Source organism: Rhodococcus sp. EPR-134, from assembly GCF_001647205.1.
Taxonomy (GTDB): Bacteria; Actinomycetota; Actinomycetes; order Mycobacteriales; family Mycobacteriaceae; genus Rhodococcus_F; species Rhodococcus_F qingshengii.
The window spans coordinates 1-26,141 of the sequence record NZ_LVCT01000784.1 but is presented as its reverse complement, the minus strand read 5'-3'; the positions used below and the strand labels follow the sequence as shown (position 1 = coordinate 26,141).

Below are 26,141 nucleotides of genomic sequence, written 5' to 3'. Positions count from 1 at the left end.
TGCCGGGGGACAGTCTATCGGTGTGGGCCGACGACTTCCGCAGACGGCAGCACCCGCAACACCTCCGGGCCTGCGAAGTATCGCCCGTCACACCCGCCCCGGTTTGGGTGATCCGGTCGGTTTTCTTAAAGTCAGGGCCGGCCCACTCTCTCCCTCGAAAGGCCTCGCATGCCCCAGGATGTTCGTCAGTCCGACCTCACGGCACAGTCCCAGTCGGTGACCACTCCCCTCACTCCGGCTGCAATTTTCCTGGTCGCGACCGTAAATCCGGGTGGTGAGAACACCACACGAGAACTACTCGCCGACGTCGCCGGCCTGCAGCGCGCCGTGGGGCTGCGCGTCCCCGGATCAGGTTTGGATGTGGTGACAAGCATCGGTTCGTCGGCTTGGGATCGACTGTTCGCCGGTACGCGCCCCGCGCTACTGCACCCGTTCGCCGCTCTACAGGGTGACGTTCACTCGGCGCCGTCGACTCCCGGCGATCTGCTCTTCCACATCCGCGCGATGAGCATGGATGCGTGTTTCGAGGTGGCTCGGCAGATCACGAAGCGACTGCACGGAGCAGCCACGGTGGTCGACGAGGTTCACGGCTTCCAGTACTTCGAGAACCGAGACCTCATCGGCTTCGTCGACGGCACCGAAAATCCGGTGGGCCGCGACGCCGTCGCCGCCGTGACTGTCGGAGACGAAGATCCCGCGTTCACCGGAGGAAGCTACGTCCATATCCAGCGCTACGTCCACAAGATGCGGGACTGGGAAGCAATCACCGTCGACGAGCAGGAACGTGTGATCGGACGCAGCAAGCTCGAGGACATCGAAATGACGTCCGACGTGAAGCCGTCCAACTCGCACGTAGCCCTCAACGCAATCAAGGACGAGAACGGCAAGGCTCTCGAGATCCTGCGTGCCAACATGCCGTACGGGCGCCTCGGTGATGACGAGATCGGCACCTTCTTCATCGGCTACTGCCGCACGCCGGCGATCACCGAACGGATGCTCGAGAACATGTTTCTCGGCAACCCACGCGGCAATTACGACCGTCTGCTCGATTTCTCGACGGCCGTGACGGGCTCGATGTTCTTCACACCGAGCGCCGACTTCTTCGAGGATCTACCGACTGCGCCCTCTACGCCCACTGGGCTCCCTGCACTTTGACTACGCGCCCTCTAACTACGCGGCGTGAGGAACGCACCGAGCGCGTCGGCATACATGCGGACATCTGCCGCGCCCATCAGCTCGCGGGCAGAGTGCATCGCGAGCTGAGGCGCGCCGACGTCGACGGTGGACAGTCCGGTGCGTGATGCCGTGATCGGTCCGATGGTGGAGCCGCACGGCAAATCGGCGCGGTGGACGTAGCGCTGCATCGGCACTCCCGCCTGATCGCACGCGAGCGCGAATTCGCCGGCACCGGCCGCATCGGTGGCGTAGCGCAGATTCTGGTTCACCTTGAGTACCGGCCCACCGTTGATCTCGATCCGATGAGCGGGCTCGTGGCGGTCCGGGTAATTGGGGTGCGTCGCGTGTGCCATGTCGCCCGACGCGCATACCGAGCCGGCCATCGCCTGCAGGAATTCTTCGCGGCCACCACCGCGTCCCAACACGATCCGCTCGAGCACGGTGTTCAGCAGGTCCGAGAAAGCTCCGCGATCGGACATGCTGCCGACCTCTTCATGATCGAAGAGAGCAAGCACTGGGACCTGCTGACCGGGCGACTCAGCCGCGGCCAAAAGTGCTTGTGTCCCTGCATAACACGTGCCCTGATTGTCGAGCCTGGGGGCGCTGACCAATTCCTTGTCCACCCCCACGACTGCGCTGGGCGCAAGGTCGTGTGTCATCAATTCCCAGCCGAGAACCGACGACGCGGCTACACCCGCACGCTCGGCGACAAAGCCGATGAAAGACTTGGGCTTCGAACCCACGCCCCAGATTCCGTTGACGTGCCTCTGCGGATCCAGCGTCACACCCTTGCGATCTTCGGACAGGTGGATAGCCAGCTGCGGAACACGAAGAATCGGGTCGTCGATGCGAACCAGCTTCTGCTCCACAGTGTTTCCCACCCGGACACTCAATCGGCCGGAGATACCGAGATCGCGGTCGAGCCAGGAGTTCAGCCACGCACCGCCATACGGTTCGAGGCCCACCATCTGCCACCCGGCCGAAGTGAGGTCGGGATGCTGTTTGACCCGCAGGTTCGGGCTGTCGGTATGACCTCCGACAATCCGGAACGGAGCGGTGTTTCCCACGCCCTCGGTGCTCCAGGCGATCAGCGAACCGCCTCGCACGAGGAAGTACCGTCCGGGCTCGGCTGGCCACGACTGCGTTTCGTGGACTTCGACGAACCCGCCGGCCGTCAGCTCGGTCGCCACCGTCGCGCACACATGGAACGGCGACGGTGACGAATCGACGAAGCTGCACAAGCCGTCTGCGTCGGCCCCGGTCCGAGAAGTCTGAGAAGTCATGCCCCTCATCATGCCCGAATCGGTGTCCGCGAAATCAGTGGGCACGAAATCAGTGGGCGGAATCGGGCGAGCTCAGAACCTGTCAGCTCAGGCGTGAGGACCCGACACGCAGAACTGATTCCCATCAGGATCGAGGAGCGTCACCCAGCGGAAACCGTCCATGTTCTCGCGGTGGTGCTCAGTTGCCCCGGCCTCGACGAGCCGCGCCACCTCGGCGTCGAGATCCGGACTCCCCAAATCGAGATGGATGCGATTCTTACCGGCGGTGGGGTCCGGGACCTTCTGGAATGCGAAGTTGGTGGCGCTGTCAGGGACCGCGACGATGTAGAACCAACCGTCGTTCTCCTCGACGATGTTTCCGCCCAACTGCGCCGCCCACCACGTTGCGAGCGGACCGGGATCGAGACTGTCGAAGGTGATCATGCCGAGTGTGAGAGTCATGCGCACACGCTAATGGAAGCCACCGACAAAGACTCTCGATCTCGGGCTGAGAGAGACGATCGTCGAATGCGACTCACAACGCTGCGCGACCGTGTTGCAGAACCACTCTTCGCAGTTTTCATCGCGACCGGCTTGCTCCTGAGCATCCTCGGAGTGCTCGCCTGACCATCATCCACTTCGACCTCGAGCCGAACCTGATCACCTTCACCGCAACAGGTCTTGCCGTCGGCCTTCTCGCGGCCGCCCTGCTTTATGTCCGGAACTACTCGCTCACTCGATCGAACTAGCAGATCGGTAGATCACTCGACCGCTTCGAGTTCCGCGACACTCCCGTCCGAGATCACCCGGACGTGGCGGGTGATCTTCTCGATCGGCCAGTCCCACCACGCAATTCGCACCAACTTCTCGATGTCTTCGGCACTGAAGCGGCGCTTGATCTCCGTTGCCGGGTTGCCGCCGACAATTGCGTAGTCCGGGACGTCGCGCGTTACGACGGCGCCAGTGGACACGATCGACCCGTGACCGATCCGGACACCGGGCATGACTGTCACGTTCCCGCCGAACCACACGTCGTTCCCGACGACGGTGTCACCGCGTGACGGCAGATCCTGCACCAAATCCATGTGCCTGGCCCAATCACCGCCCATGATCGGAAACGGGTAGGTGGAGACACCGTTCATACGATGGTTCGCGCCGTTCATGATGAAGGTGACACCGGTGGCCAGGGCGCAGAACTTTCCGATCACCAGTTTGTCGGGACCGTAGTGATGCAACACGTTTCGAGTCTCGAACTCTTCGGCGAACTCCGGATCGTCGTAGTAGGTGTACTCCCCTACCTCGATCAACGGGTTGTCGATCAACGGCCTCAGCAACACCACTCGCGGTTGCCCGGCCATCGGATGAACATTGGTGGGATCCGGCGCGTTCACTGCTTACTCCGATCCGTCGGCGCGGTGTCGCCGACCGCAGCAAGACTATCTGGTTCCTGCTGCGATCGACCGACAAGCGAAAACGTACCGGTGTCAGCCCAGGAGACCCTTGGCGATATGGGTGACCTGAATTTCGTTGCTGCCCGCATAGATCATGAGCGACTTGGCATCACGCGCCAATTGCTCGACTCGGTACTCGGCCATGTAGCCGTTTCCACCGAACAGCTGCACGGCTTCCATCGCGACCTCGGTCGCTGCGCGCGAGGAGTACAGCTTCATCGCCGACGCCTCCGCGAGACTCACCTTGTCTCCGGCCGCGGTACGTTCGATCGCGTTGAAGACCATGTTCTGCACGTTGATTCGAGCGACCTCCATCTCGGCCAGCTTGAGCTGGATGAGCTGGAACTGCCCGATCTCACGTCCCCACAGTTTGCGGGACTTCGCGTATTCGATACTCAGACGGTGGCATTCGTTGATGATGCCGAGAGACAGGGACGCGATGCCGATGCGTTCGGCGGCAAAGCTCTCCTTGGCGCTGGATTTGCCGTCCGACTTTCCGCTGTCCTCGGTCTCGCCGAGCAGACGGTCCTTGGTGATGCGGACGTTGTCGAAGAACAGCTCACCTGTGGGTGAGGAGTTCATGCCCATCTTCTTGAACGGCGGGCTCTGTGTGAGACCCTCCATGCCCTTGTCGAGGATGAAGGCGAGCACCTTGCGATCGCGACGATCAACCGACGCATCGCCCTCGTCGAGCTTTGCGTACACGATCATCACGTCGGCGTACGGACCGTTGGTGATGAAGGTCTTGTTGCCGTTGAGAATGTAGTCGTCGCCGTCGCGGCGTACGTAGGACTTCATGCCGCCGAAGGCATCCGAGCCGGAGTCCGGTTCGGTGATCGCCCAGGCGCCGACGGTCTCGAATGTCACCAGGCCGGGGAGCCAGCGTTCCTTCTGCGCGAGTGTGCCGCGGCTGCGGATAGTTCCGGCAGCCAATCCGAGGCTGACACCCAACGATGCGACCAGGCCGAGGCTGACTCCGGCCAATTCGCTGTTGAGCACGACGCCCATGCTGCCGGCGCCGCTGAAGGCGCTCGACTTCTCACCGTCACCGGAGGGCGCATCGCCGCGCTCGCGTGCCAGCGACTTCTCGAGGCCCTCGCGTGCCATGTCGGCCAGACCGAAGGTCGAGTACAGCTTGCGAATGATGTCGAACGGCGGCAGCGCACCGCTTTCGAGCTCGTCGACGTGAGGTCGCACCTCTTTGTCGATAAAGCCCCGCAAGGCGTCGCGGAACATCAGGTCGGTGTCGGACCACTCGTACATGTGCCTGAGCTCCAGTCGGTGAACGATCGAGAGACTGCCGAACGACAGCCACACACCGAATATAGAACACGTTCCAAAACCGGAACAGGATTCAGCTGATCAGTCCCATTCGCTGCGAGATCCACGTCAGCTCCTGCTCGACGCCGGCCGACCACACCGAAAAGCTGTGACCACCGGGAAGCTCGAGATACCTGGCGTCCATTCCGGCCGCTTTGGCCGCTTCGTACACCTTTTGCTGACCGGGCTTGAACTCATTGTCATCTGTTCCGACGACGAACACTCCGCCCGAGTTCGGGAACTTCCGAGTCGCCAGCAGGTCCAACGGATTCACCTTCACGAACGCCGCTTCGTCGCCGCCGAATATCTCGTCGACGGTTCGCTGTCGGTCACCGAGCGAAGGCTCCAATTGACCGGACAGATCGAGGAATGTCGGGTACACCTCGGGGTAATTGGTCGCCATCTGCAGTGAGCAGGTGCCACCGTAGGAGAGCCCGCCGATTGCCCACGCTCGCGGATTCGTGTCGATCTGGAACGCATTCGCCACCGCAGCGGGCAAGTCCTTTGCCAGATACGTGCCGACCTTGCCCTGTGACGAGTCGGTGCACAGCGGATTGGCCATCTGCGACCCTGTTCCATCGGCTATCACGACGACTGGAGCCAACCCCTCGTGATCTCGTGCAAAGGCATCCATTGTCGCGGTCAGCTTTCCGCCCTGGAGCCAGTCCTCGGGCTTGCCAGGCTGACCTGCCATGAGCACGAGCACGGGAAGAAGCGGACGCGGATTGGTGAAGTACGACGGCGGCAGATACACCTGCGCGTCGCGCGCGGAGAATCCTGAAATCGTCCCGGGGACAGGCAAAGTCGTGACCCGTCCGCGAATCGGCATGCCCTCCGGCGCTTTCCACACAGTGTCGGTGGGATCGCCGGTGACAACAGGATCGGTCGGACCGGGAACTTCACTGAGTGAGATGCGGTCGAAATCGTCGTGTCCGAACGCAATTCCCACAGTCGGATACGCGGCGAAAACCAGATTGATCTGCGTCGCGGCAGTGATGACGACCAGAACCGTCGCGATCACGGACAGGAGCGCTTTCGCGACGGTTCCGCCCGCCTTGATTCGCGGCCCGAGAAGTAGCAGCGCGTAGATACCGAGACCGATCCACACGTAGATCGACATCTCGATGGGATCGGGGAACGGCACGATCACCTTTTCGACGGTGATCCACACGGCGATCATGATCACCAGCGCAATCAGCCCCGCGATCGGCACCGCTCTGCGGTAGTACCAGCGCACGTTCGAACCGAGCAGCCACACACCACCCAGGACCCCAAGGACAGTCAGGATCACCGGCAGCGGTCCCGAGATCAAACTGATTCGGTAGAGCCAGTCCACGTCAAGCCTCTCGCGCGTAGAAATGTCGCACGCACGAGGCTAGACGACGACGCTAGTACTCTGTATCAGGTGACATTCATCAAGGTCTGTGGCCTACGCGACGTTGACACGGTCGACCTCACGGTGGGCCTGGGCGTCGACGCCATCGGTTTCGTCTTCGCCGAGAGCGTCCGCAAAGTCGACCCCACACTCGCAGTCGCTCTGCTCGCGCGAGTTCCCGATCACATCCGTGCAATCGGAGTCTTTCTCGGCAACCCGATCGATCAGATCCTCGAGATCGCGAAGATCACCGGGCTTCGCACCGTACAGGTTCACGATCTTGTCGACGCCGAGCAAGTGCAGCGACTGCACGATGCCGGCCTCACCGTCATCCGCGCGGTCGTCTCCAGCAACGTCCGCGACGGTTACAATCTCGACCTCGGCGAGGACGAACTCCTGATCGACGGCGCAGACGCCGGATCAGGGGTGCCGTGGAACTGGGCCCAACAGCAATCGCGCCCGCAAGGCAAGTGGATCCTGGCGGGCGGACTGTCCCCGGACAACGTTCGCGACGCACTCGATGCCACCGGAGCCTGGGGCGTCGACGTCTCCAGCGGCGTCGAATCCTCCCGCGGCGTCAAGGACCACGCGTTGATCGAGAAGTTCGTGAGCGCTGTCCGCCAGACCGATCACTCGAAATAGGACGCGTAGTCGCTGAAAGCGACTTGGCCGGTGGGACTCGCTTTCACGGCGTCGGCAACGGCCGGCGGAATGGGAGCCCAGTGTGCAGGCATCGCTGCCGCCAGTGACGGCTTCAAGATGTAGAGCAGTGCGAAGTTCACTATCCAGAGCGGCGGCGCCATCGACATGCCGACTTCCGAACTCACATTGCCTTTGGTGTTGGTCACCAGCTGCGCTGCTCCCGAAATCTGCTGCGCTGCAAATCCGTAGACTGCCTGCACCGTGTATGCCGACTGATAGAGCGCAATCAGAGTGTGCGTCGCACCGTTGTTGCGCAACCAGGTGCCCACGAAACCGCCAGGGGCGATCAGCGTATTCACCTGTCGCGTCGGCGCATCCGCGTTGGCCGGACTCTCCAGCAATCCGTCTGGATTCACGTACAACCCGTAACTGGCCAGAACCGACGGCGTCGTGCCGGAATAGAGGGGTCGCCCGTTCGTATTGGTGAGAATCCGGGCGCATTCGTCGATCACCGCGGCGTCCTCGCGATTTCCGCCGACCCCTCCGCCGGAGATGAGATCGCGATACTGCTCCTCGGTCAAAGCGTCGGCTGGCTCGAGTCCGATCTGCGCGGCAATCTCTTCCGCAGTCTGCTGACCGAGTGGCTGGTTGAGTTGATCCGGAGTAGTCATCTGCGTGGGCGCGACGCTCTCGTAGACCGGTGCCCCGGCAAAAGGGATCACGAACCCGGTATCGACATTCTCTGCAACCGGTTGCGCGCCGGCCATCTGAGTGGTGGCAAACGAAAGTACGCACACCCCAACCAAAGCCAGAACCGAGACGGTCCCGCGATGAGACCGTGCTCCACGTCTACAGCCCTCGCCTGAGAAAGCCTTGCCTGCAATTCCATTGCCGCGCATAGGTCAACCTCCCGGAACGCAGTCGGGCGAATCAACTCGAGCTTGCATCTCAGTCAAACGCTGTGACCAGCGCCGTGTCAAGACACAGGTCAGGTCGAGGCACGGCGACAGCTCGCTCGATACAGGCGACAGCTCGCCCGCTACAGTGATGCTTCCATCTGAAGTGACCTCACCCCATTTGAATTGCAGGACATCTCTGGAGGCGAGCAGTGTCTGACAAGCGCGGGACCGTATTGATCACCGGTGTCGGTCGGAGCAAGTCGATCGGAGCGAGCCTCGCATTGGGCCTTGCCGAGGATGGTTGGGATCTTGCTATCGGCTACTGGGAGCCTTACGACGAACGCGTCGGGTTCGGGCGCGGAGCGCACGATCCGCAAGACATTGCCGAGAAGTGTCGCGCACTCGGAAGCCGTGTCGACCTGGTTCCCGGAGATCTGGCCTCGCCCGACGTGGCCGATCAGCTCGTTGACGCTGCCGCAGCGCGGAACGACCTCCGTGGGCTGGTGCTCTCACATTGCGAAAGCGTCGACAGCTCGATCCTCGATACCACCGTCGAGAGCTGGGAACGACATTTCGCCGTCAACGCTCGCGCCTCCTGGCTGCTGATCAAAGCGTTCGCTGAACGGCTTCCGGAACAGCGCGACGTCAGTCAGGTGGCCGGGCGGATCATCGCACTCACCAGCGACCATGCGGCCCACAATCTTCCGTACGGGGCCAGCAAGGGCGCTCTCGACCGCATCGTCATCGCCGCCGCAGTCGAACTTGGATCACGCGGCATCCGAGCCAACGTCGTCAACCCAGGACCTATCGACACAGGATGGATGACACCCGCGATCAGACAGGCCACAACCCTCCAGACTCCTGCCGGCCGGCTGGGTACTCCCGGCGACACTGCAAACCTCGTTCGGTTTCTGATGTCCGACGCCGGAGGCTGGATTACGGGACAACTCCTTCACTCCAACGGCGGATTCAGTACGAACTGAGCCTTGGCCGGACTCAGTTCAGGCTTTGTAGGTCGGTAGCGTCTGCCCGAGCCTCTTACCCATTTCGGCAGCCAAAGCCGCGAGCCCGCTGGCCGGACGCACCATGACCTCGAAATCGACGATCTTGCCGTCCTCGTCGAATTCGACCATGTCGATTCCCTTGAGACTTTTATCGCCGATGTTCGCACTGAATTCGAGCACGACCCGCCGACCGTTGGCTCCGGCGAACTGACGGTGGTACTCGAAGTTCTCGAACACCTGGATCACCGTATTGAGAATGAGCACAACGGCATCCGCGGACTGGTACGGCTTGAATCCCGTGGGCGATCGGAACTGCGCGTCGGGCGCGACGATCGTCGGTAGCGCCGACAGATCGCCGGTTTCGATCATGGTGTGCCACAACTTCAGTGCAGCTTCGACTTTCGGTTCGAGCGTCAATTCCGTGCTCATGCTTCTACCCTTCCCTCGACGTTACCTGCCGCTTGATTTACCGGCACTTGACCTGCGACGGACCACGCACTCAACACAGTTCGCACCCCGGTCACGAGTTGCAACGGCTGATCGATCATGACGTGATGTCCGGCTTCGGGAATCTCCGCCACGATGGCCTCCGGTCCGAACAATCCGCGCATGTGCTCCATGAGTCGATCGGACACGATGCCGTTCTCAGCTCGGAAATAGGCTACGCGGCAACGTGGTTCGCTGTCGAGAACATCTTCGGCGCCTACTCGGAGAAAGAAATTCGGATCGAACTTCCACGACCAACCGCCCTCGACTTCCTCCATCGACGTGGCCGCCACATGGTCACGCACCGCAGGCAGACCCGAATCCTGCGGCGGAACGAAGCGGAAACGGCCCATCGCGTCTTCCCTGGTGGGATAAACCTTCTTGGGGCCGAACGCATTCTGGCGTCGAGCCGCCTCCTCTTCGGGCGTACGCGCCTTGAGCGGAGAATCGATGATGACAACCCCGTCCAACAGTTCGCCATGCAGATGCGAGGCCACGAAAGAAACAATCCCACCCATACTGTGCCCCACCAGAATCGGCTTGCCGTCGATTCCCCCTGCCTCGGCCGCCGCCAGCACCTCGCGAGCCCACTGGGACATCGCGTAGGCGTCGCGAGTGTGACTGTCGCCGTGGCCCGTCAAGTCGAGAGCGACGACGCGGCGCCCCTCGGCGAACTGCGGCGCAATGTGATCCCACCAGCGACTGTGGGCTGCGCCGCCGTGAATCAGCACGATTCCCGGCCCCGCCGGCCCCCAAGCCCGAAAGTGCACCGAGGCACCCTCGACCTCCACCGACCCCGTCTCGACCGGCGCTGCCAACGCCCGAGTGAACCAACCAGGCGCGTCTTCGACCACATTGCTCATCGATCGAACATACATAGTCGTCAATCGGTTCATCCAACTCTTCCCAGTTCGTGATCCATCACCTATATTGAATCCGGCCTCAAGTTCAATTCGTTTCGCCGAAGGGGAGAGATGACCAACCGCCAAGTACGCCTCGCCGCCCGCCCGACAGGACTTCCCGACGCTTCCACCTGGGAATACGTCGATGCCGAGATCCCGTCCGCCGGACCGGGCGAGTTTGTCGTCAAGGTCGAATACCTCTCCCTCGACCCCGCGATGCGCGGTTGGCTCAACGACGTCAAGTCGTACGTTCCGCCGGTCAAGCTCGGTTCCGTCATGCGCGCCCACGGCGTCGGACGCATCACCGAATCACAGCACCCCGATTACCAGGTCGGGGACATCGTGGCCGGATCCTTCGGCGCTTCCGAGTACGGCGTTTCCGACGGTACAGACGTCACTCGGGTCGACGAATCGATCGCTCCCCTGCCGACCTGGCTCGGCGCTCTCGGTTTCCCCGGCGTCACTGCGTATTTCGGATTACTCGACGTCGGAAAGCTGAAAGACGGTGACACCGTCGTCGTGTCCGGTGCCGCGGGTGCGGTCGGCAGTCTGGTCGGCCAGATCGCAAAGCTCCACGGGTGCAGGGTCATCGGCATCGCCGGCGGTCCGGAGAAGTGCGCGTGGCTCACCGAGGACCTCGGCTTCGATGTCGCCATCGACTACAAGAACGAATCCGTATACAAGGCGCTCAAGTCCAACGCTCCCGACGGAATCGACGTGTACTTCGACAACGTCGGCGGAGAAATTCTCGACGCCGCTCTCTCCCGTCTGCGCCTCGGCGCTCGGGTGGTCATCTGCGGCGCCATCGCGGGCTACAACGCCACCGAACCTCAGCCAGGCCCTGCTCACTACCTGTCACTTCTCGTCAACCGCGCCACGATGGCCGGCTTCGTGGTCTTCGACTACCTCGATCGCTACGCAGAAGCACAAGAGCAGATCGGAAAGTGGATCAAGAGTGGCGAATTGACTGCTCGCGAGCACGTCGTCGACGGCGGTATCGACGCGTTCGGCGACAGCCTCAATCTTCTCTTCGCCGGAGCGAACACCGGAAAGCTGGTCTTGAAGGTCAGCTGAGTCGGCCACACACGCAGATCGGCCACCGGTATTCCGGTGGCCGATTCGCTTGGGTCAACTGACTCCGGACGGAGTGGGAACGCTGTCCTCCCCCAACCGCGGCGGGGCCGACCGATAGGTTGCCGGCGTGCCGCTCATCCGAATCGGATTGGCTACCTGCCGAGTCGGTGCATCGCGACGCGGGTCGTCGATGGACACCACCGGATCGAGATTCAGCCGTTCCGCCAGCGCTATCGCGTCGGCGATGTCGTTGAGAGGCCCACACGGAACACCTCGCTCGGTCAGTGCCTCGAACCACGAGTCCGCAGAGCCCTTGGCCAATGCAGCAGTGACGGCGGCGAACAGCTCTTCTCGATGCGCAACCCTGTCGCTGTTGGACGCGAAACGCGCATCAGCGGCAAGTTCGGAAACTCCGAGAACCTCTGTCAACGAACTGAATTGCCGATCATTGCCGACCGCGAGGACCAGCGGACGGTCCGCGGTGTCGAATACCTCGTATGGTGCGATGCTCGGATGCCGGTTGCCCATTGCCTGCGGCACCACGCCCGCGGCCACGTAGCCGGACGACTGGTTGGCCAGTGCGGACAGCAACGAGGACAACAGATTGACCTCGACGTGCTGCCCTTCGCCTGTGCGATCGCGATGGCGCAGCGCTGCAAGGATCCCCACGCTGGCATGCAGGCCGGTGATGACGTCGACCACCGCGACACCGACCTTGGTGGGAGTCTTGTGATCGGGTCCGGTGATACTCATCAATCCGCCGACCGCCTGAATCAACAGGTCGTATCCCGGCAGAGAGTTGTTGCCACCGAAGCCGCTGATCGAGCAGTAGACCGCACGCGGATTCATTTCTCGGACAGCGTCGTAGCCCAGCCCCAGACGGTCCATCGTTCCCGGCAGGAAGTTCTGCACCACGACGTCCGCATTGCGAACCAGCTCGCGTGCACTCTCCAGATCCTCGCGCTCGCGCAGGTCCAGAGTGACCGACTTCTTGTTGCGGTTCACCGACAGAAAGTAGCTCGACTCGTCCCCCACCCACGGTGGGCCCCAGCTGCGAGTGTCGTCCCCGACACCCGGCCGCTCGATCTTGACGACCTCGGCACCCAGGTCGGCGAGAATCATCGTGGCGTACGGACCGGCGAGGACGCGGCCGAAATCAGCGATCACCAACCCGTCGAGCGCTCCGACAGCGTCTGCCGTCACCGGAAAGCTTCTTCACCGGTGAGAGCGCGGCCGATCACGAGCTGGTGAACCTCGGACGTGCCCTCGTAGGTGAGAACGGATTCGAGGTTGTTGGCGTGCCGGATCACGGGGTACTCGAGCGTGATGCCGTTGGCGCCCAGAATGGTTCGGCATTCACGGGCGATCTTGATGGCCTCGCGGACATTGTTGAGCTTGCCGGTGCTGACCTGCTCGGGGCGAACCGTCCCGGCGTCCTTGAGGCGCCCGAGGTGGATGGCGAGCAACTGCCCCTTGCCCAATTCGACTGCCATGTCGGCGATCTTGGCCTGGGTGATCTGATACGCGGCGAGCGACTTGTCGAAGACCTTGCGATCACGTGCATATGAGATCGCAGTCTCGAGGCAGTCACGTGCTGCACCCATTGCCCCGAAGATGATGCCGAAGCGTGCCTCGTTGAGGCAGCCGAGCGGGCCGGACAGTCCGCGAGCCTTGGGCAGCATCGCCGAGGCAGGCAGACGCACGTCCTCGAGCACCAGTTCCGAGGTGACCGACGCCCGCAGCGACATCTTGTTCTTGATCTCGGGGGCGGAGAATCCCGGAGTGTCGGTGGGAACGACAAATCCGCGCACGCCGTCGTCGGTTCGAGCCCAGACCACGGCGACGTCCGCGATGGAGCCGTTGGTGATCCACATCTTGGTGCCGTTGAGGATCCAGTCGTCGCCGTCGCGCTTGGCGTTGGTTCGCATACCGCCGGGGTTGGATCCGAAATCGGGTTCCGTGAGACCGAAGCAGCCGATGGCTTCACCCGCCGCCATTCGCGGGAGCCATTCTTCCTTCTGCTCTTCACTTCCGTTGTGGTGGATCGCGAACATGGCGAGCGAGCCCTGGACCGAGACGAGGCTGCGAATGCCCGAATCGACAGCTTCGAGTTCCTGGCAGGCCAACCCGTACGCCGTGGCGCTCATCCCGGCACAGCCGTAGCCCTCGAGGTGCATGCCCAGTACGCCGAGCGCGCCCAGTTCCTTGGCCAGCTCACGAGCCGGCAGTGCTGCCGCTTCGAACCATTCACCTACGTGCGGGCGAATGCGATCGTCGACCATCTTGCGGACCGTGTCGCGGATCGCGATCTCCTCGGCGTCCAGCAGGGTGTCGATGGCAAAAAGCTCGGACAGGGACTGCGGCGTGGTCACGGGGCCTCCAGTGTTCTCGGGCGCAATCCTTTGCGAGAACGATTGCGCAATCGTTTGCATCGCCTAGAGTAGAGCCCGGTTGCGCACCCGTCAATCCCCGAACTGCCGACCGACACCGAACCAACTCAGAACCGACGCAGACCAGGAGCCACGACGCAGATGACGCCCGATCCGTCGAACCGCAGCAACGGCCGTCCGCCGACGTTGCGCGAAATCGCCGACCAGGCCGGGGTCCACATCTCGACGGCGTCGCGGGTCCTCCGTCAGCCCGAGCCCGCCGACGGATGGTCCGACTCCGCACTCCGAGTTCGTCAGGTTGCCGAGGAACTCGGTTACCAACCGAATCTGTGGGCAGCCAGCCTTCGTACCCGCAAGACCACCACCATCGGCGTCGTGATGCCGAGACTGACAGACGTTGTAGTGGCCACCATGTTCCAAGGCATCGAGGAAGCCGCCACCGCAGCCGGGTACTCCGTCTTGCTCTCCAGCCCGCCCGACGATCTGGAAGCGCAACGCAAAGCGGTCGAGTTCCTGGTGAGCCGACAGGTCGACGGTCTCATGCTGAGCAGCATCCACCTGCCGGGTACCGATTTCGTCGACTCGCTCCCCCTGCGCTCACTGCCGATCCTGCTGCTGAACCGGCACATCGACTCGGCGACGTCATCCGTCAACCGAAGCCTTCCCTTTGTCAGCGGCGACGACCGCCTCGGCGGCTACCTCGCGGGGAAGCATCTACTGGACTGCGGCTATCGCGATCTCGGAGTGATCGCGGGGCCGGATCACGCCAGCACGTCGAGGGAACGCGTCGCGGGTTTCCGCGATGCCCTGGCCGAAGCCGGTCTGGAACTGCCGCCGAACCGAATAGTGGCGTCCGAGTTCGAAGTTCAAGGGGGTGTCGATGCGGCGGCCACACTGCTCAGCGGGAACACGCGCCCTGACGCCGTTTTCACGGTGAGCGACACCATCGCGATCGGCGTACTCGGTGTGGCCCGTGATCTCGGGTTGAGCATTCCCGACGATCTTGCGTTGGTCGGCTACAACGACATTCCGGTTGTCTCCCAACTCCCGGTGCCCCTGACGACGGTCAGGTCCCCCGCCCGAAAGATCGGTGCGACCGGGCTCGAGCACCTACTCGCACTGATCTCCGGCAAGAACGTCGAATCCGTGAAGCTTCCCGTCGAACTGATCGCGCGAGCCTCCACCAGAAAGCCTGCCAGTCACAAACTCTGAGCAGCTACCAGACCTGAGATTCGTCGATGCCCAACTGTCGCGCGTAACCGGAGTTGAGTGCGTCCCAGCCGTACTCGCGCGCCCGTTCACCCACGATCGGCCCGAAGGGCTCGCCTGCCAGAAGGGCATCGAGTACGTCGAAGCACAGATGCCACCCCGCAGCGAGCGCCGACGCCATCCCCTCGGCGCGCGACCTCTGCGTCAGCACGACGCGGGTGCCGCCTTCGATCGGGGTCAGGTCCCACACCAATTCGTCCGGGCCCCACTCGTGTTCGAGCCGCCGAGTGGTCTCCACGACGTGAACGGTGACCGGCAGCGACATTTCGGGGGCGCCGTCCTCGGTGAGCATGGTGATCACCGCATCACCGGTACGGCTCAGGTTCCGATCGGCGGTGTACGGCGTCCATTGCGCCAACATCTCCGGGTCGGTGATCGCCTCCCACACCTTCTCGACGGAATACGGCAGCACCCGAGGAAAGCTGACGACTGTGTCGTCACCGTCGACGCTCACCGTGACGTCGGACAGGGCACTGGGCTGATACGGCTGGGCACTCATGGTTCGATCTCACCAGGAACCACCGACACGGGCAACCGCCCGCTCGGCGTTCAGAACGCAAACACCGCCGATGCGGCCGCGATTGTCTCCTCCACCACCGGAAATTTCACCACGGACAAGTCGTGTCGAGCTCCTTCGAACTCCACCAGACGCGTCGCGGCGGGAATCAAGGCGAGTGCTGCCCGCATCTCCTCCGTTGTCGCGAACTCGTCCTTCGATCCGTGGACGACAACGGTCGGTGTGTTCAGGTCGGGCAGGTGTTCGGTTCTGAGCTTCTCGGGCTTCTTCGGTGGATGCAGTGGATAGGAGAGTAGGACCAGGCCGTCGGCAAGTCCCGGGTTCTCCACCGCAAGCATCGACGCCTGCCGACCGCCGTACGAATGTCCGCCGAGCAGAACGGGTCCGGGCACCGAGTAGTCCTTGCGAACAGCAGCAATCACCTCGGCAATGCCCGCGCGATCCTCTGCAGCACGCGACGGATGCGGAGGCCCCGAAGCTCGACGCACCCGAAACGCGAGATCGAAGCGCAGAACTTGCACTCCTGCCGCAGCAAAGCCGTCGGCAACAGCACGCAACAGCACGGTGTCGCAGTTACTTCCCGCGCCGTGAGTCAGTGCAAGCGTGGCGACGGGCGACGCGAAGGACACAGATGCAGGTCGATGAAGGAAACCGTGCACCGCACCTTCGTCGACCGTTTCGACAGTAGTCATGGACGCATCCCTGTCCGGCCCGCTCGGGCCTGTTCGACCGCGGCAGTCATGCTGCCCTCGTAAACCGGACCGTGTCCGGGAAACAGCACGCCGGCAGGTACAGCGGCGATATTGTCCAACGCCTGGTCCGTCGCTTCACGGTCATGATTGAAGGGGCACACCAGAAATTGTGGTCCGGCGACGGTCGACGTCCCATGTCCGGTCACCAGAGCGTCACCCGACGCGATCACTCCTGCGTCGGGAACAAGGTAAGCGCTGTGGCCGTCGGTATGCCCATGAGTGGGAATCGGCACGATCCGACCGGGAACGTCCAGCGCACCACCGGACGCAAAGGACTGTGCCCGAAGCAGTTCCGCACCTTTCAACGCGCCGACTCCGATCACGTCGCGAAGCCATTTCGGAGCACCTCGCCGCCACAACAGCAACGGAACTCCGGCCGGCGACAACTGTTGCAGATACTCCCTCTTCGCATGCGGCACTTCCAACGGATCCATCAGGACCGGAACCTCGAGCCGAGTCACGATGTCCGCGATCCCACCGATGTGATCGATGTGCGCGTGAGTGACGAGAATTGCCCGAACATCCCCGAGCTGGTGACCGATCTGTTCGATCGAGCGTTCGACGTCGGTGCCGTTGGCCGGATATCCGCCGTCGATCAAGGTCAGATCGGACCCCTCTTCGACCAGGACCCAATTGGCGTGACCGCACCGAACCAGATGTGTGTTCTCGATCTGCGTGATCGACAGTGCCGCAGTAGTCATGCTTGGTAGTCTGCGCCACGTGTCGGAATCCGTGAAGCAGGCCAGCAGCCGCAGCATTCGAGATCGCGCCGAAGCATCCTTGGTGGCAGCCGCATTCGCACTGCCCAGCGCGGTGAAACGTCGAATCACCGGACCACCCGTCGTCATCGAGGGCAACACGCTCGACGCCGACGCACACCTTCTGCTCACGCTCGCGAAGACGCGGCCACTCCCCTCGCATTCAACCGATCCCCAGTCACTCGCCGCTGCTCGCGCCAATCTCACCCGAACCGCGATCATGATGGGCGGCAGGCCCACGCCCGTCCACACCGAGGAGATCTCCGTTTCGGGTGCCGACGGCCCGCTTCGCGCCCGGCTCTACGTCCCGACAGCCGACACCGGCGCTCTGCTCGTCTACTTCCACGGCGGCGGGTGGGTACAGGGCAGCATCGAATCCCACGATGCCCCGTGCCGCCTGTTGGCCGAAACCTCCGGCGCACGGGTCATCTCGGTCGACTACCGGCTCTCACCCGAATTCGCTTTCCCCACACCGGTACACGATGCCTACGCCGCCTACCTCGATATCGTCGACCGCGCCGACGAGTTCTGCGCAGACCCGACGCGCATCGCTGTCGGGGGCGACAGCGCGGGCGGGCATCTTTCCGCAACGGTCGCGCTGCGTGCCCGCGACGACGGCAAGACCCCACCGGCGGCGCAGCTGTTGATCTACCCCGCGACCGACTTTCACGAGAAGGCCCCCTCGCGAACGACGTTCGGTGAAGGTTTCTTCCTGACCGAGGCCAACATGAACTTCTACGAGTCCAGCTTCCTCGGCAGCAATGCCGATCGACTCGATCCGATGGTGTCGCCGCTACGCGCCCCCGACGCGACCGGACTGCCGCCGGCCATCGTGATCACGGCGGGATTCGATCCACTCCGGGACGAAGGCGAAGCCTACGCAGCTCGATTGCGCGACAACGGTGTTCACGTGACCGATCGACGCTATCGCGGGTTCATCCACGGCTTCGTCAACGTTCTGGGACCGAGCGTGGGTTCGCGCACCGCCGTCGCCGAGATCGGCGGAATGCTCCGCGTTCTACTCACCCACCCAGCAAAATCTCCCGCAACGTATCCACCAGCGGATCAACCGGCAGCTCAGGGCTGATCGCACGCTGTAGCCCCAAACCGATTCCGACGCTGAGTATGCGCAGTGCCGCGGCGTTCGGGTCCAGTGCCGGCGTCACGCCGTTGGACTCGGCAAGATGTTGCACCACTCCGGCAATCAATCCGCGCACCTGATCGGCACCCGTCGCGATCTTTTCGCGGATCTCTTCGCTGTGCCGCGATCGCACCGAGAACTCGACTTCGAGCAACGTCCATCTCTTGTCCCCGATGGTTCGCTCGGCCCATCGCGCGAACTCGGCCACCGCGTCGTCGAGCGTCGAATTGGCTCCGAGCTGTGAGGTGATCTCGCCGACCTTGGTCAACCTGATTCGGCCGAGCACCTCGGCGCACAACTCGTCCTTGTTCTTGAAGTTCGAGTACACCGCACCTTTGGAATAACCGGCATCCTCAGCGATCTGATCGAGCGACGCGGCGGCGTACCCGCGATCGAGGAAATGTTCGACGGCCGTCGCCAACAAGGTCTCGCGGGTCATCGCCTGCGCTTCCTGCCTGGTCAATCGCGCCATCGGAACCTCCTCGCGGTTCTGAGTATCGAGATTCCAACGGTAGCCGAATACCGGAAGCGCACCGCAGGCGCACTCCCGAAACCCAAATTTGGGGTACCCACGTTATTCAGATACTGATAGTCTCCGAAATATGACTTCAGAAGTGACCGGCACCACCGCGCCCGGGTCCGGACGACACAGCGCGCCTAGACGGGGATTGGCAATCGGATGCGGCGGCACCCTCGGGTTCGCCTGGACCGTTGCTGCCCTCGCCTCGGTTCGGGACGCCCTCGACTGGGATCCCCGCGAAGCCACCGCCATCATCGGCACGTCCGCCGGAGCCGAGTTCGTGACAATGCTCGGCAGCGGAGTCGGCGTCGACGAGTTGGTAGCCATGCAACTCGGAGAGCCCGCCGCACGTCCCGAACTCCTCGCCCACACAGCATCGGCGCCCGGAAGAATCCCGCCACTTCCGAGTTTAGGGATCGGCAATCCACGACTGGTGACGCGTCGAGATCTTCCCGTTCTGAGCCGGATGAGCGGTATCGCACCGCGTGGTGGCGGCGACCCGTCCTGGCTCACCACGCTCGCCGAATCTCTTGCCCCTGGCGATTCGTGGCTCCCACATCCGTGCGCGTACATGGTATCCATGGACTACAGAACCGGGCGACGGGTCACGTTCGGGGCACAGGGGGCTCCGAAAGCGACAGTCGGTGAAGCGCTTCGAGCGTCTTGGGCGATTCCCGGCTGGTTCCCACCTGTCACCATCGACGGCGTCAGGTACATCGACGGCGGCGCGGCGTCCACGGCATCGGTAGACCTCCTGCTCCCCCTCGAACTCGACGAGCTGGTTGTACTGGCGCCCATGGCATCTCGAACACTGAAGCCGGCGCGCGGCGCCGCCCGTATCGAACGCGGCGCCCTGCGGAACTCCATGTCCAAGGGCCTCGACCGGGAAATCGAACTGGTGCGCGCTGCGGGAACCAGGGTCTTGCGCATAGACGCCACCGACGACGATCTCGCCGTCATGGGCGCCAACTTCATGGACGGCCGACGGCGGCTCGCCACCTTCGAATCATCCCTACGTACAACACGTGCGAGCGTGAAACGCGAACTCGATGCGCGCCCGTTCCACTCCACCCCGTCCCACCAGTGAAAGCGCAGACTCAGTGAACAACAGAACTGACCACTTCGAGGTCGTGATCATCGGTGGCGGGATCTCCGGGATCGGTGCAGCAATTCACCTGCAGCGCCTCGGGATCGACAATTTTGTCCTGCTCGAGAAAGCGGACTCCCTCGGCGGCACCTGGCGCGCCAACACCTATCCCGGTTGCGCCTGCGACGTCCCGTCCGGCCTGTACTCGTATTCCTTTGCCGCCAATCCGGATTGGACCCGACTGTTCGCGGAGCAGCCGGAGATCCGCGAGTACATCGAGGACACGGCCGTCCGCCACGGGGTCGACAAGCACGTTCGCTTCGGGGTCGAAATGCTCTCCGCACAGTGGGACGCATCGCAATCACTCTGGAAGATCACAACTTCCAGCGGTGAACTCACTGCTCGTTTCGTGATAGCCGCCGCCGGCCCGTGGAACGAACCCCTGACGCCGGCGATCCCCGGGCTGGAAACGTTCGAGGGCGAGGTGTTTCATTCCTCGCAGTGGAATCACGACTACGACTTGATCGGAAAGCGCGTCGCCGTCGTAGGTACCGGCGCTTCCGCAGTCCAATTCGTGCCGCGCATCGTCTCCGACGTGTCCGCCCTTCACCTTTACCAACGCACCGCTCAATGGGTCCTTCCCAAACCCGATCACTACGTACCGCGGATCGAAAGGTCCGTCATGCGATTCGTACCGGGAGCGCACAAGGCTCTACGCAGCATCGAATACGGAATCATGGAAGCGCTTGGATTGGGGTTCCGCAATCCGTGGATCCTGCGTATCGTGCAGAAACTCGGGTCGGCCCAATTGCGCTTGCAGGTGCGCGATCCGAAGCTACGCAAGGCGCTGACTCCCGACTACACCCTCGGTTGCAAGCGACTACTCATGTCGAACTCGTACTACCCGGCCCTCGGCAGACCCAACGTGACCGTCCATGCCAACGCAGTCGAAGAGATCCACGGCAACACCGTGATCGGAGCCGACGGAGTGGAATCGGAAGTGGACGCGATCATCTTCGGAACGGGCTTCCACATCCTCGACATGCCCATTGCATCAAAGGTATTCGACGGAGAAGGTCGATCACTCGACGATCATTGGCAGGGAAGCCCGCGGGCGTACTTCGGTTCCGCCGTCAGCGGATTCCCCAACGCGTTCATTCTGCTGGGCCCGAGCCTCGGCACCGGACACACGTCGGCCTTCATGATTCTGGAAGCCCAACTGAACTATGTGGCACAGGCGATCGGCCACGCTCGTCGGCACGGCTGGAAAACCATCGACGTGCGCCCGGAAGTACAGGCAGCCTTCAACTCTCAAGTTCAGGAGGCATTGGGTACCACGGTCTACAACGCCGGTGGTTGCGAAAGCTATTTCTTCGACGTCAACGGCCGCAACAGCTTCAACTGGCCGTGGTCGTCAGGAGCCATGCGTCGACGGCTACGGGCCTTCGATCCATACGCCTACAACCACACGCTGTCCGACAACCCTGCGTCAGACGACACCGCCGCTGAGCCCACCACCACCTCCGAACCGGAGTACACCACATGAGCCTTTTCGGCACCACCTACCCGCCGATCGATCTCGACGGAGCAGTCGTCGTCATCTCCGGAGGTGGCCGCGGAATCGGCCGGGCCACAGCGGAGTTGTTCGCAGCTCGCGGCGCACTCGTCTGCGTCGGCGACCTCGACGAGGAGACGGCCGTCGACACCGCCGCATCCATCGGCGCACGGGCCCGCGGGTACGCTCTGGACGTCACCTCACGCGAATCCTGGGATGTGTTCGTCTCCACAGTGATCGGCGAATTCGGTCACATCGACATTCTGGTCAACAATGCGGGCGTGATGCCGCTCGGCAGCTTCCTCGACGAGTCCGACGCCACCAGTCGAGTAACCCTCGACGTCAATGTCTGGGGCCCGATTCACGGGATGCGCACCGTGCTGCCCGGCATGGTGGATCGGCGACGCGGCCACGTCGTCAACATCGCATCCATGGCAGGCAAGCTACCGGTGCCAGGAATGGCCGTGTACAACGCAAGCAAGTTCGGTGCGGTGGGCCTTTCCGCCTCTGCTCGTGTCGAATTCGCAGATTCCGGCGTCAGCGTCAGCGCCATCCTGCCCAGCGCGGTGCGCACCGGGCTCTCCTCCGGTGTGCCACTCGGAAAGGGCATGCCGACGGTTGAACCCGAGGTCGTGGCCGAAGCTGTCGTCGACACGGTCGCGCACCGGCGAGCCGAAACTACTGTTCCGCGTTACCTTGCGGGCTGGGACCTCATCGACGCTGTAATACCCGAATGGATGATCAACATCGGACGCCGGGTGATCGACGATCGCCGCGCGCTGACATCGGTAGATCCGAACGGGCGTGCGGCTTACGAAAAGCGAGTGGCACGTCAGGCCGAAAACGAGGAGCACGATCGGAGATGAAGCGGGTAGTTTCGTGGCCATGTACATCCGCCGCGAAACTTCTTCCGACCGTGACGCAATCTATTCACTGCTCGGGGCGGCGTTTGCCGACCAAGCGCCGCCCGGCGAGTCTCCCTACGAGATCGAACTGACACGTCAACTCTTCGCCTCGAACGACTACTTACCGAAGTTGTCCCTTGTCGCCGTCGCCGGTGATGAGATCGTCGGTTTCGTGATCGGAACACGCGGATGGGTCGGTCCCGTTGAGGCGGTTGGCCTCGGCCCGTTGGCAGTCACACCGGACAACCAACGCAGCGGCGTCGGTTCGGCGTTGATGCACGCGGTGATCGGTGCGTCCGACGCTCTGGACGTGCCACTGCTCGCACTCCTGGGCAGCACCGAGTACTACCCGCAGTTCGGGTTCGTCACCAGCACGGACGCCGGGATCGAGTCTCCGGAAGCCGAGTGGGGCGAGCACTTTCAGATCAGGACCCTCACCACGCACCGCCCCGATCAGACGGGGAAGTTTTCATACGCAGCGCCTTTCGGGGTCGCTTGACCCTCAGCGCGATGTAAGAGTTCTTTGACATCCAGCGCACGTAGACCTACGCTCAGGCATGTCAAAGAACTCTTACGCCTGGGAGGCTTCATGAGCACCACGGCACGGTGGAGCCTGATCATCGGTATCGGCGTCGCTGCAACGCTAGCCTTCAGCTTTTTTGCAGCATTGACCGCCGATTATCGGAAGACGTTGGCCTTCATCGTCTTCGCAATCGTCATGGCACCGGCTTGTATCGGGTCGGCGTGGGCCCTTTTTCCATCGGAGAACGACAAGGCCCCCGCCTACCCCGAGGACACCGTCGAAACAGAATGGAGTCGCAAGGCCGGCTTCGGCGCGTTCACCGACTTGATCACTGCCATGGGGATCGCGCTGATCGCGCACAATGTCTTCGGCGCTCCCGAACTGCCGCTCGTAATGTTTACAGCCCTCGGGCTGGCCGACTTCGGAATCCGGTACTGGGCAGTGTCGAGGGGCCGCACCCCACATTCGAGATCTGACGAGATCTGATGCGCAACAACCTTCAAGAACTTCGTACGGCAGCCGGATTGTCACAGCAAGCGTGCGCCGACGCGCTCGGCATCACACGCCAGACCGTGATCTCTATCGAGAAAGGCCACTTCGACCCACGCCTGTCACTGGCGTTCCGAATCGCCGAATACTTCGACAAACGCGTAGACGACATTTTCTCCAGCTGACGCCGTCTCGAACTGACGGAAGATCAGTCGAGCTGCGGTTTCAGTCGAGCTGCGGTTTCAGTCGAACAGAGTTGGCGATCCGTTTTCGTCGTTCCCGTCTTCGACGGCCGTTGCCTTCTTGCCCGAGCCCTTGCGGACGACGGTCAACGTCGTCGTTCGACGCGACAACCTGTGCCCGTCACTGTGTTCGAGCAGCGCCATCCCCTGGCGAACTTCGACTACCGTCCACGGACCCGCATGGCCGGCTGCCTGCACGAGGTCACCGGACTCCACCTCAGTTGCCATGACCACTCCTTGTTCGTCGTGTCCTGCACGTTCTCCTTCCCATTATCGACGCAGCCACCCGGTAGTCGACGCGCAGGGTACCTACGCTGCAGCTGCAACCTTGACCGCATGGCCGACTTCGGCTCGGAATGCCGCGTATTCGGGTGAGCCTCGGAGATCGTCGGGATCGACGCCGGTTCGTGGCAGATCGATTTTCAGGTCGAGCGCGACCTTGCCCGGTCGGCTTGTCAGAACTACGACGCGGGAGCCGAGAAAGGCCGCCTCGTCGGCACTGTGAGTGACGAAGACACTTGTTCGCCCCGATTCGGCACTGACACTGCGCAGGTCCTCCTGCAGACGCTCGCGAGTGAGGGCGTCCAGCGCGGCAAAGGGTTCGTCCAACAGGAGCAACGACGTTTCGGCCGCCAAGGCACGAGCAATTGCCACCCGCTGCTGCTGCCCGCCGGAGATTTCCCAGATACGCCGGTCCGCAGTGCCGACCAGACCGACGCGGTCGAGAAGCTCGTCACGCCTTTGCCCGCGTTCGCTCTTCGCAACGCCGGCGTATTTGAGTGCCAGATCGATGTTGCCGCCCACCGATTTCCACGGAAAGAGCCGTGGCTGCTGAAACACCACTCCCGCACTCGACCCGGGAATCGGGTCGGATCCGGAGACCTGAACCGTTCCACTGGAAGGATTTTCGAAACCCGCGATCAGCCGCAGCAATGTGCTCTTGCCGCAACCCGACGCTCCGACGAGAACCAGAAACTCACCAGGTGTGACGTCGATCGATACGGGCCCGAGTGCCGTGACGGACTCTCGACCGTGGCCGTACCTGTGCGAGACGGTGTCGATTCGGATCGCGCCCGGGCGGTCGGCAGCGAATCCTCCCGAGGCCTGCTGTGCGGTCACGCTACTGGTCAAGGACATCGGGAAGCCCCTTCACATAGAGAGCATTCTGAAAGACCGCCAGATCAGGCACACTGTCGATCTGCTTCTGCTCGGCCAGGAATTGCGCTGCACTCTGCAGGTTCACTGCCAGATTCCCGGGAGCGCCCTCGGTGCCCAACCATTCCGGCGAGGAGATCTGCTCCGGAGTGAGGAACACACCCTGTTTCAACTGCGCTGCCGCGTCGTCCTTCGAGGCGCCTAATTGTGCGGCAACAGCTTCCGCTGCCGCGTTCGGATCAGTGGCGATCGTCGTGAGCGCGCGGGCCTGAACCTGGCGCCAGGTGTCGACGATCTCGGGGTGATCCTTGGCAAACGCAGTCGACACCACACCAAGATCGAGTGTCGGCTTTCCTGCTGTCGCGAGCTCACGGCTGGCGATCAACTGTGTTCCGTCCTTACGGAGTTCGTCGAGCGTGGGCAGCCAGGTGTAGACGGCATCGATGTCACCGCGCTGCCAGGCTGCGAGGGATGCTTGCGGCTGGAGATCCACCAATTGGACGTCGTCGGCACTGAGTCCGGCCTGGTTCAGCGCTGCCAGCAGACTGTAGTGCGCGGTCGAGGCGAATGCCGTGGCCACTTTCTTGCCGCGCAGATCTGCGACGGTCTTGATTCCGGTTGCGTTGCGCGCCACCAGGGCTTCGTTGTCGCCGGCCACATCCAGAACAAACGCGACCTGATACGGAATGTTCAGCGGTGCCGAGAGGCCACGAGCAACCGGACTCGAACCGATTGCGCCGAAATCGATTTCACCGGCGATGAAGGCGGTGTTGATGTCGGCTCCCGAATCGAACTTCGTCCACTTCACGTTGTACTCGGGCAGTGCGTCTTCGAGCCAGCGATTGTTCTTGACTATCAAGTCGCCGCTCGGGAACGACTGGTAAGCGATACGGATTGTTTCCTTGGACGAATCCTGGCCCGAATGATCCACCGAGCACGCACCGAGAACAAGGGCAAGGACGCCGATCAGCACCGTGAACGCCGTCCGGGAAGCCCTTCCTTCATTGCGCGTCGAATTACTGCTGCGCTTCAGATTGCTGCTGGCGTGTTTCTGATTGTCAGTCATACTTTTCCCCTCCAGGGAACGGCGCGGCGCTCTGCAGCCCGCAGCAGTCCGTCGATGATCAGGCCGGAGAATCCGATGGCAAAGATCCCCACCAGCACGACCGGCGTGTTGTTGTAATTGCTTGCATCCTTGACCATTCCGCCGATTCCGGGTATGCCGTTGAACAGTTCGGCCGCGACCA

At 62.7% G+C, this 26,141-nt stretch carries 29 protein-coding genes and 1 pseudogene; 12 read left to right on the top strand and 18 right to left on the bottom strand.

Annotation, left to right across the window (positions count from 1 at the left end):
* The first annotated feature begins 168 nt into the window (after positions 1–168).
* Positions 169–1,155, top strand: a complete 987-nt coding sequence (locus A2J01_RS33525; protein ID WP_064114410.1) for a Dyp-type peroxidase — start codon at positions 169–171, stop codon at positions 1,153–1,155.
* Positions 1,156–1,166: 11 nt separating this feature from the next.
* On the opposite strand, the gene A2J01_RS33520 is transcribed toward A2J01_RS33525, so the two are convergent.
* The 5 genes from A2J01_RS33520 to A2J01_RS33500 all read right to left on the bottom strand — a co-directional run bounded on the left by A2J01_RS33520 (position 1,167) and on the right by A2J01_RS33500 (position 6,545).
* Entirely contained in the window at positions 1,167–2,459 is a 1,293-nt protein-coding gene (locus A2J01_RS33520) for a M18 family aminopeptidase (RefSeq protein WP_047271217.1), read from the bottom strand.
* A gap of 87 nt (positions 2,460–2,546) precedes the next feature.
* Positions 2,547–2,900, bottom strand: coding sequence for a VOC family protein (locus A2J01_RS33515; RefSeq protein WP_020970627.1), 354 nt, complete (start codon positions 2,898–2,900; stop codon positions 2,547–2,549).
* Between the two features lie 299 nt (positions 2,901–3,199).
* Positions 3,200–3,796, bottom strand: coding sequence for a CatB-related O-acetyltransferase (locus tag A2J01_RS33510; RefSeq protein ID WP_037125853.1), 597 nt, complete (start codon positions 3,794–3,796; stop codon positions 3,200–3,202).
* 126 nt (positions 3,797–3,922) lie between these two features.
* The gene (locus A2J01_RS33505) at positions 3,923–5,152 is read right to left on the bottom strand and encodes an acyl-CoA dehydrogenase family protein (protein ID WP_007733810.1); all 1,230 of its coding nucleotides are present in this window, start codon (positions 5,150–5,152) and stop codon (positions 3,923–3,925) included.
* A gap of 91 nt (positions 5,153–5,243) precedes the next feature.
* Positions 5,244–6,545: an alpha/beta hydrolase gene (locus A2J01_RS33500; protein WP_064114409.1), complete on the bottom strand. Its 1,302-nt coding sequence runs from the start codon at positions 6,543–6,545 to the stop codon at positions 5,244–5,246.
* A gap of 69 nt (positions 6,546–6,614) precedes the next feature.
* On the opposite strand from A2J01_RS33500, the gene A2J01_RS33495 reads away from it, so the two are divergent.
* Entirely contained in the window at positions 6,615–7,226 is a 612-nt protein-coding gene (locus tag A2J01_RS33495) for a phosphoribosylanthranilate isomerase (protein ID WP_030535233.1), read from the top strand.
* Here the strand turns inward: A2J01_RS33495 and A2J01_RS33490 are convergent.
* A complete protein-coding gene (locus A2J01_RS33490; RefSeq protein ID WP_030535232.1) occupies positions 7,214–8,125 on the bottom strand; it encodes a hypothetical protein in 912 nt (303 codons plus the stop codon). The two genes, A2J01_RS33495 and A2J01_RS33490, sit on opposite strands and share 13 nt — an antisense overlap.
* A gap of 209 nt (positions 8,126–8,334) precedes the next feature.
* Between A2J01_RS33490 and A2J01_RS33485 the strand changes: the two genes are divergently transcribed.
* Entirely contained in the window at positions 8,335–9,108 is a 774-nt protein-coding gene (locus A2J01_RS33485) for an SDR family oxidoreductase (RefSeq protein ID WP_007733807.1), read from the top strand.
* Between the two features lie 18 nt (positions 9,109–9,126).
* Here A2J01_RS33485 and A2J01_RS33480 read toward each other — a convergent pair whose 3' ends face one another.
* A complete protein-coding gene (locus A2J01_RS33480; RefSeq protein ID WP_064114408.1) occupies positions 9,127–9,558 on the bottom strand; it encodes a nuclear transport factor 2 family protein in 432 nt (143 codons plus the stop codon).
* Positions 9,555–10,478: an alpha/beta fold hydrolase gene (locus tag A2J01_RS33475; protein WP_054187710.1), complete on the bottom strand. Its 924-nt coding sequence runs from the start codon at positions 10,476–10,478 to the stop codon at positions 9,555–9,557. The genes A2J01_RS33480 and A2J01_RS33475 overlap by 4 nt, the downstream gene beginning before the upstream one ends.
* Before the next feature lie 111 nt (positions 10,479–10,589).
* Here A2J01_RS33475 and A2J01_RS33470 point away from each other — a divergent pair, with 111 nt between their 5' ends.
* A complete protein-coding gene (locus tag A2J01_RS33470) occupies positions 10,590–11,591 on the top strand; it encodes an NADP-dependent oxidoreductase (protein ID WP_064114407.1) in 1,002 nt (333 codons plus the stop codon).
* Between the two features lie 54 nt (positions 11,592–11,645).
* On the opposite strand, the gene A2J01_RS33465 is transcribed toward A2J01_RS33470, so the two are convergent.
* Both A2J01_RS33465 and A2J01_RS33460 read right to left on the bottom strand, forming a co-directional pair.
* Entirely contained in the window at positions 11,646–12,794 is a 1,149-nt protein-coding gene (locus A2J01_RS33465) for a CaiB/BaiF CoA transferase family protein (RefSeq protein WP_064114406.1), read from the bottom strand.
* Positions 12,791–13,963, bottom strand: a complete 1,173-nt coding sequence (locus tag A2J01_RS33460; RefSeq protein WP_003939770.1) for an acyl-CoA dehydrogenase family protein — start codon at positions 13,961–13,963, stop codon at positions 12,791–12,793. The genes A2J01_RS33465 and A2J01_RS33460 overlap by 4 nt, the downstream gene beginning before the upstream one ends.
* Before the next feature lie 159 nt (positions 13,964–14,122).
* Here A2J01_RS33460 and A2J01_RS33455 point away from each other — a divergent pair, with 159 nt between their 5' ends.
* Positions 14,123–15,193: a LacI family DNA-binding transcriptional regulator gene (locus A2J01_RS33455; RefSeq protein WP_064073436.1), complete on the top strand. Its 1,071-nt coding sequence runs from the start codon at positions 14,123–14,125 to the stop codon at positions 15,191–15,193.
* A 4-nt stretch (positions 15,194–15,197) separates the two neighbouring features.
* Here the strand turns inward: A2J01_RS33455 and A2J01_RS33450 are convergent, their stop codons facing one another.
* Genes A2J01_RS33450 through A2J01_RS33440 form a run of 3 tightly spaced genes read right to left on the bottom strand, consistent with a single transcriptional unit; the run spans position 15,198 to position 17,220 of the window.
* Positions 15,198–15,749 carry an SRPBCC family protein gene (locus tag A2J01_RS33450; RefSeq protein WP_003940599.1) on the bottom strand — a complete coding sequence of 184 codons (552 nt, stop codon included), beginning with the start codon at positions 15,747–15,749 and terminating at the stop codon, positions 15,198–15,200.
* A 50-nt stretch (positions 15,750–15,799) separates the two neighbouring features.
* Positions 15,800–16,459, bottom strand: coding sequence for an alpha/beta hydrolase family protein (locus tag A2J01_RS33445; protein ID WP_054187712.1), 660 nt, complete (start codon positions 16,457–16,459; stop codon positions 15,800–15,802).
* Positions 16,456–17,220, bottom strand: coding sequence for an MBL fold metallo-hydrolase (locus A2J01_RS33440; protein WP_064114405.1), 765 nt, complete (start codon positions 17,218–17,220; stop codon positions 16,456–16,458). Before A2J01_RS33440 ends, A2J01_RS33445 begins: the two co-directional genes overlap by 4 nt.
* Before the next feature lie 19 nt (positions 17,221–17,239).
* Here A2J01_RS33440 and A2J01_RS33435 point away from each other — a divergent pair, with 19 nt between their 5' ends.
* Positions 17,240–18,364, top strand: a complete 1,125-nt coding sequence (locus A2J01_RS33435) for an alpha/beta hydrolase (RefSeq protein ID WP_228232235.1) — start codon at positions 17,240–17,242, stop codon at positions 18,362–18,364.
* Here A2J01_RS33435 and A2J01_RS33430 read toward each other — a convergent pair.
* A complete protein-coding gene (locus A2J01_RS33430) occupies positions 18,300–18,890 on the bottom strand; it encodes a TetR/AcrR family transcriptional regulator (RefSeq protein WP_030535226.1) in 591 nt (196 codons plus the stop codon). The two genes, A2J01_RS33435 and A2J01_RS33430, sit on opposite strands and share 65 nt — an antisense overlap.
* Positions 18,891–19,020: 130 nt before the next feature.
* On the opposite strand from A2J01_RS33430, the gene A2J01_RS33425 reads away from it, so the two are divergent.
* The 6 genes from A2J01_RS33425 (at position 19,021) to A2J01_RS33400 (ending at position 23,682) form a co-directional block, all read left to right on the top strand.
* Positions 19,021–20,025, top strand: coding sequence for a patatin-like phospholipase family protein (locus A2J01_RS33425; RefSeq protein WP_064114404.1), 1,005 nt, complete (start codon positions 19,021–19,023; stop codon positions 20,023–20,025).
* Positions 20,026–20,038: 13 nt separating this feature from the next.
* Positions 20,039–21,571, top strand: coding sequence for a flavin-containing monooxygenase (locus tag A2J01_RS33420; protein WP_064114403.1), 1,533 nt, complete (start codon positions 20,039–20,041; stop codon positions 21,569–21,571).
* A complete protein-coding gene (locus tag A2J01_RS33415) occupies positions 21,568–22,446 on the top strand; it encodes an SDR family oxidoreductase (protein ID WP_064114402.1) in 879 nt (292 codons plus the stop codon). Before A2J01_RS33420 ends, A2J01_RS33415 begins: the two co-directional genes overlap by 4 nt.
* Before the next feature lie 19 nt (positions 22,447–22,465).
* Complete coding sequence (locus tag A2J01_RS33410; protein ID WP_003940356.1) at positions 22,466–22,984, top strand: GNAT family N-acetyltransferase; 519 nt, start codon at positions 22,466–22,468, stop codon at positions 22,982–22,984.
* Positions 22,985–23,074: 90 nt separating this feature from the next.
* Entirely contained in the window at positions 23,075–23,494 is a 420-nt protein-coding gene (locus A2J01_RS33405; protein WP_064114401.1) for a hypothetical protein, read from the top strand.
* Positions 23,494–23,682 (top strand): helix-turn-helix transcriptional regulator, encoded by a 189-nt coding sequence (locus A2J01_RS33400; RefSeq protein ID WP_003940277.1) that lies wholly within the window; start codon positions 23,494–23,496, stop codon positions 23,680–23,682. Before A2J01_RS33405 ends, A2J01_RS33400 begins: the two co-directional genes overlap by 1 nt.
* Before the next feature lie 57 nt (positions 23,683–23,739).
* On the opposite strand, the gene A2J01_RS33395 is transcribed toward A2J01_RS33400, so the two are convergent.
* The 4 genes and pseudogenes from A2J01_RS33395 to A2J01_RS33380 all read right to left on the bottom strand — a co-directional run.
* On the bottom strand, positions 23,740–23,967 hold the full coding sequence (locus tag A2J01_RS33395; protein WP_007733785.1) for a hypothetical protein: 228 nt from the start codon (positions 23,965–23,967) through the stop codon (positions 23,740–23,742).
* A gap of 81 nt (positions 23,968–24,048) precedes the next feature.
* Positions 24,049–24,876: an ABC transporter ATP-binding protein gene (locus A2J01_RS33390; RefSeq protein ID WP_003940591.1), complete on the bottom strand. Its 828-nt coding sequence runs from the start codon at positions 24,874–24,876 to the stop codon at positions 24,049–24,051.
* Complete coding sequence (locus A2J01_RS33385) at positions 24,860–25,960, bottom strand: taurine ABC transporter substrate-binding protein (RefSeq protein ID WP_058226194.1); 1,101 nt, start codon at positions 25,958–25,960, stop codon at positions 24,860–24,862. The genes A2J01_RS33390 and A2J01_RS33385 overlap by 17 nt, the downstream gene beginning before the upstream one ends.
* Positions 25,957–26,141: pseudogene (locus A2J01_RS33380) on the bottom strand (ABC transporter permease); the annotation flags it as partial. The gene A2J01_RS33385 and the pseudogene A2J01_RS33380, both read right to left, overlap by 4 nt.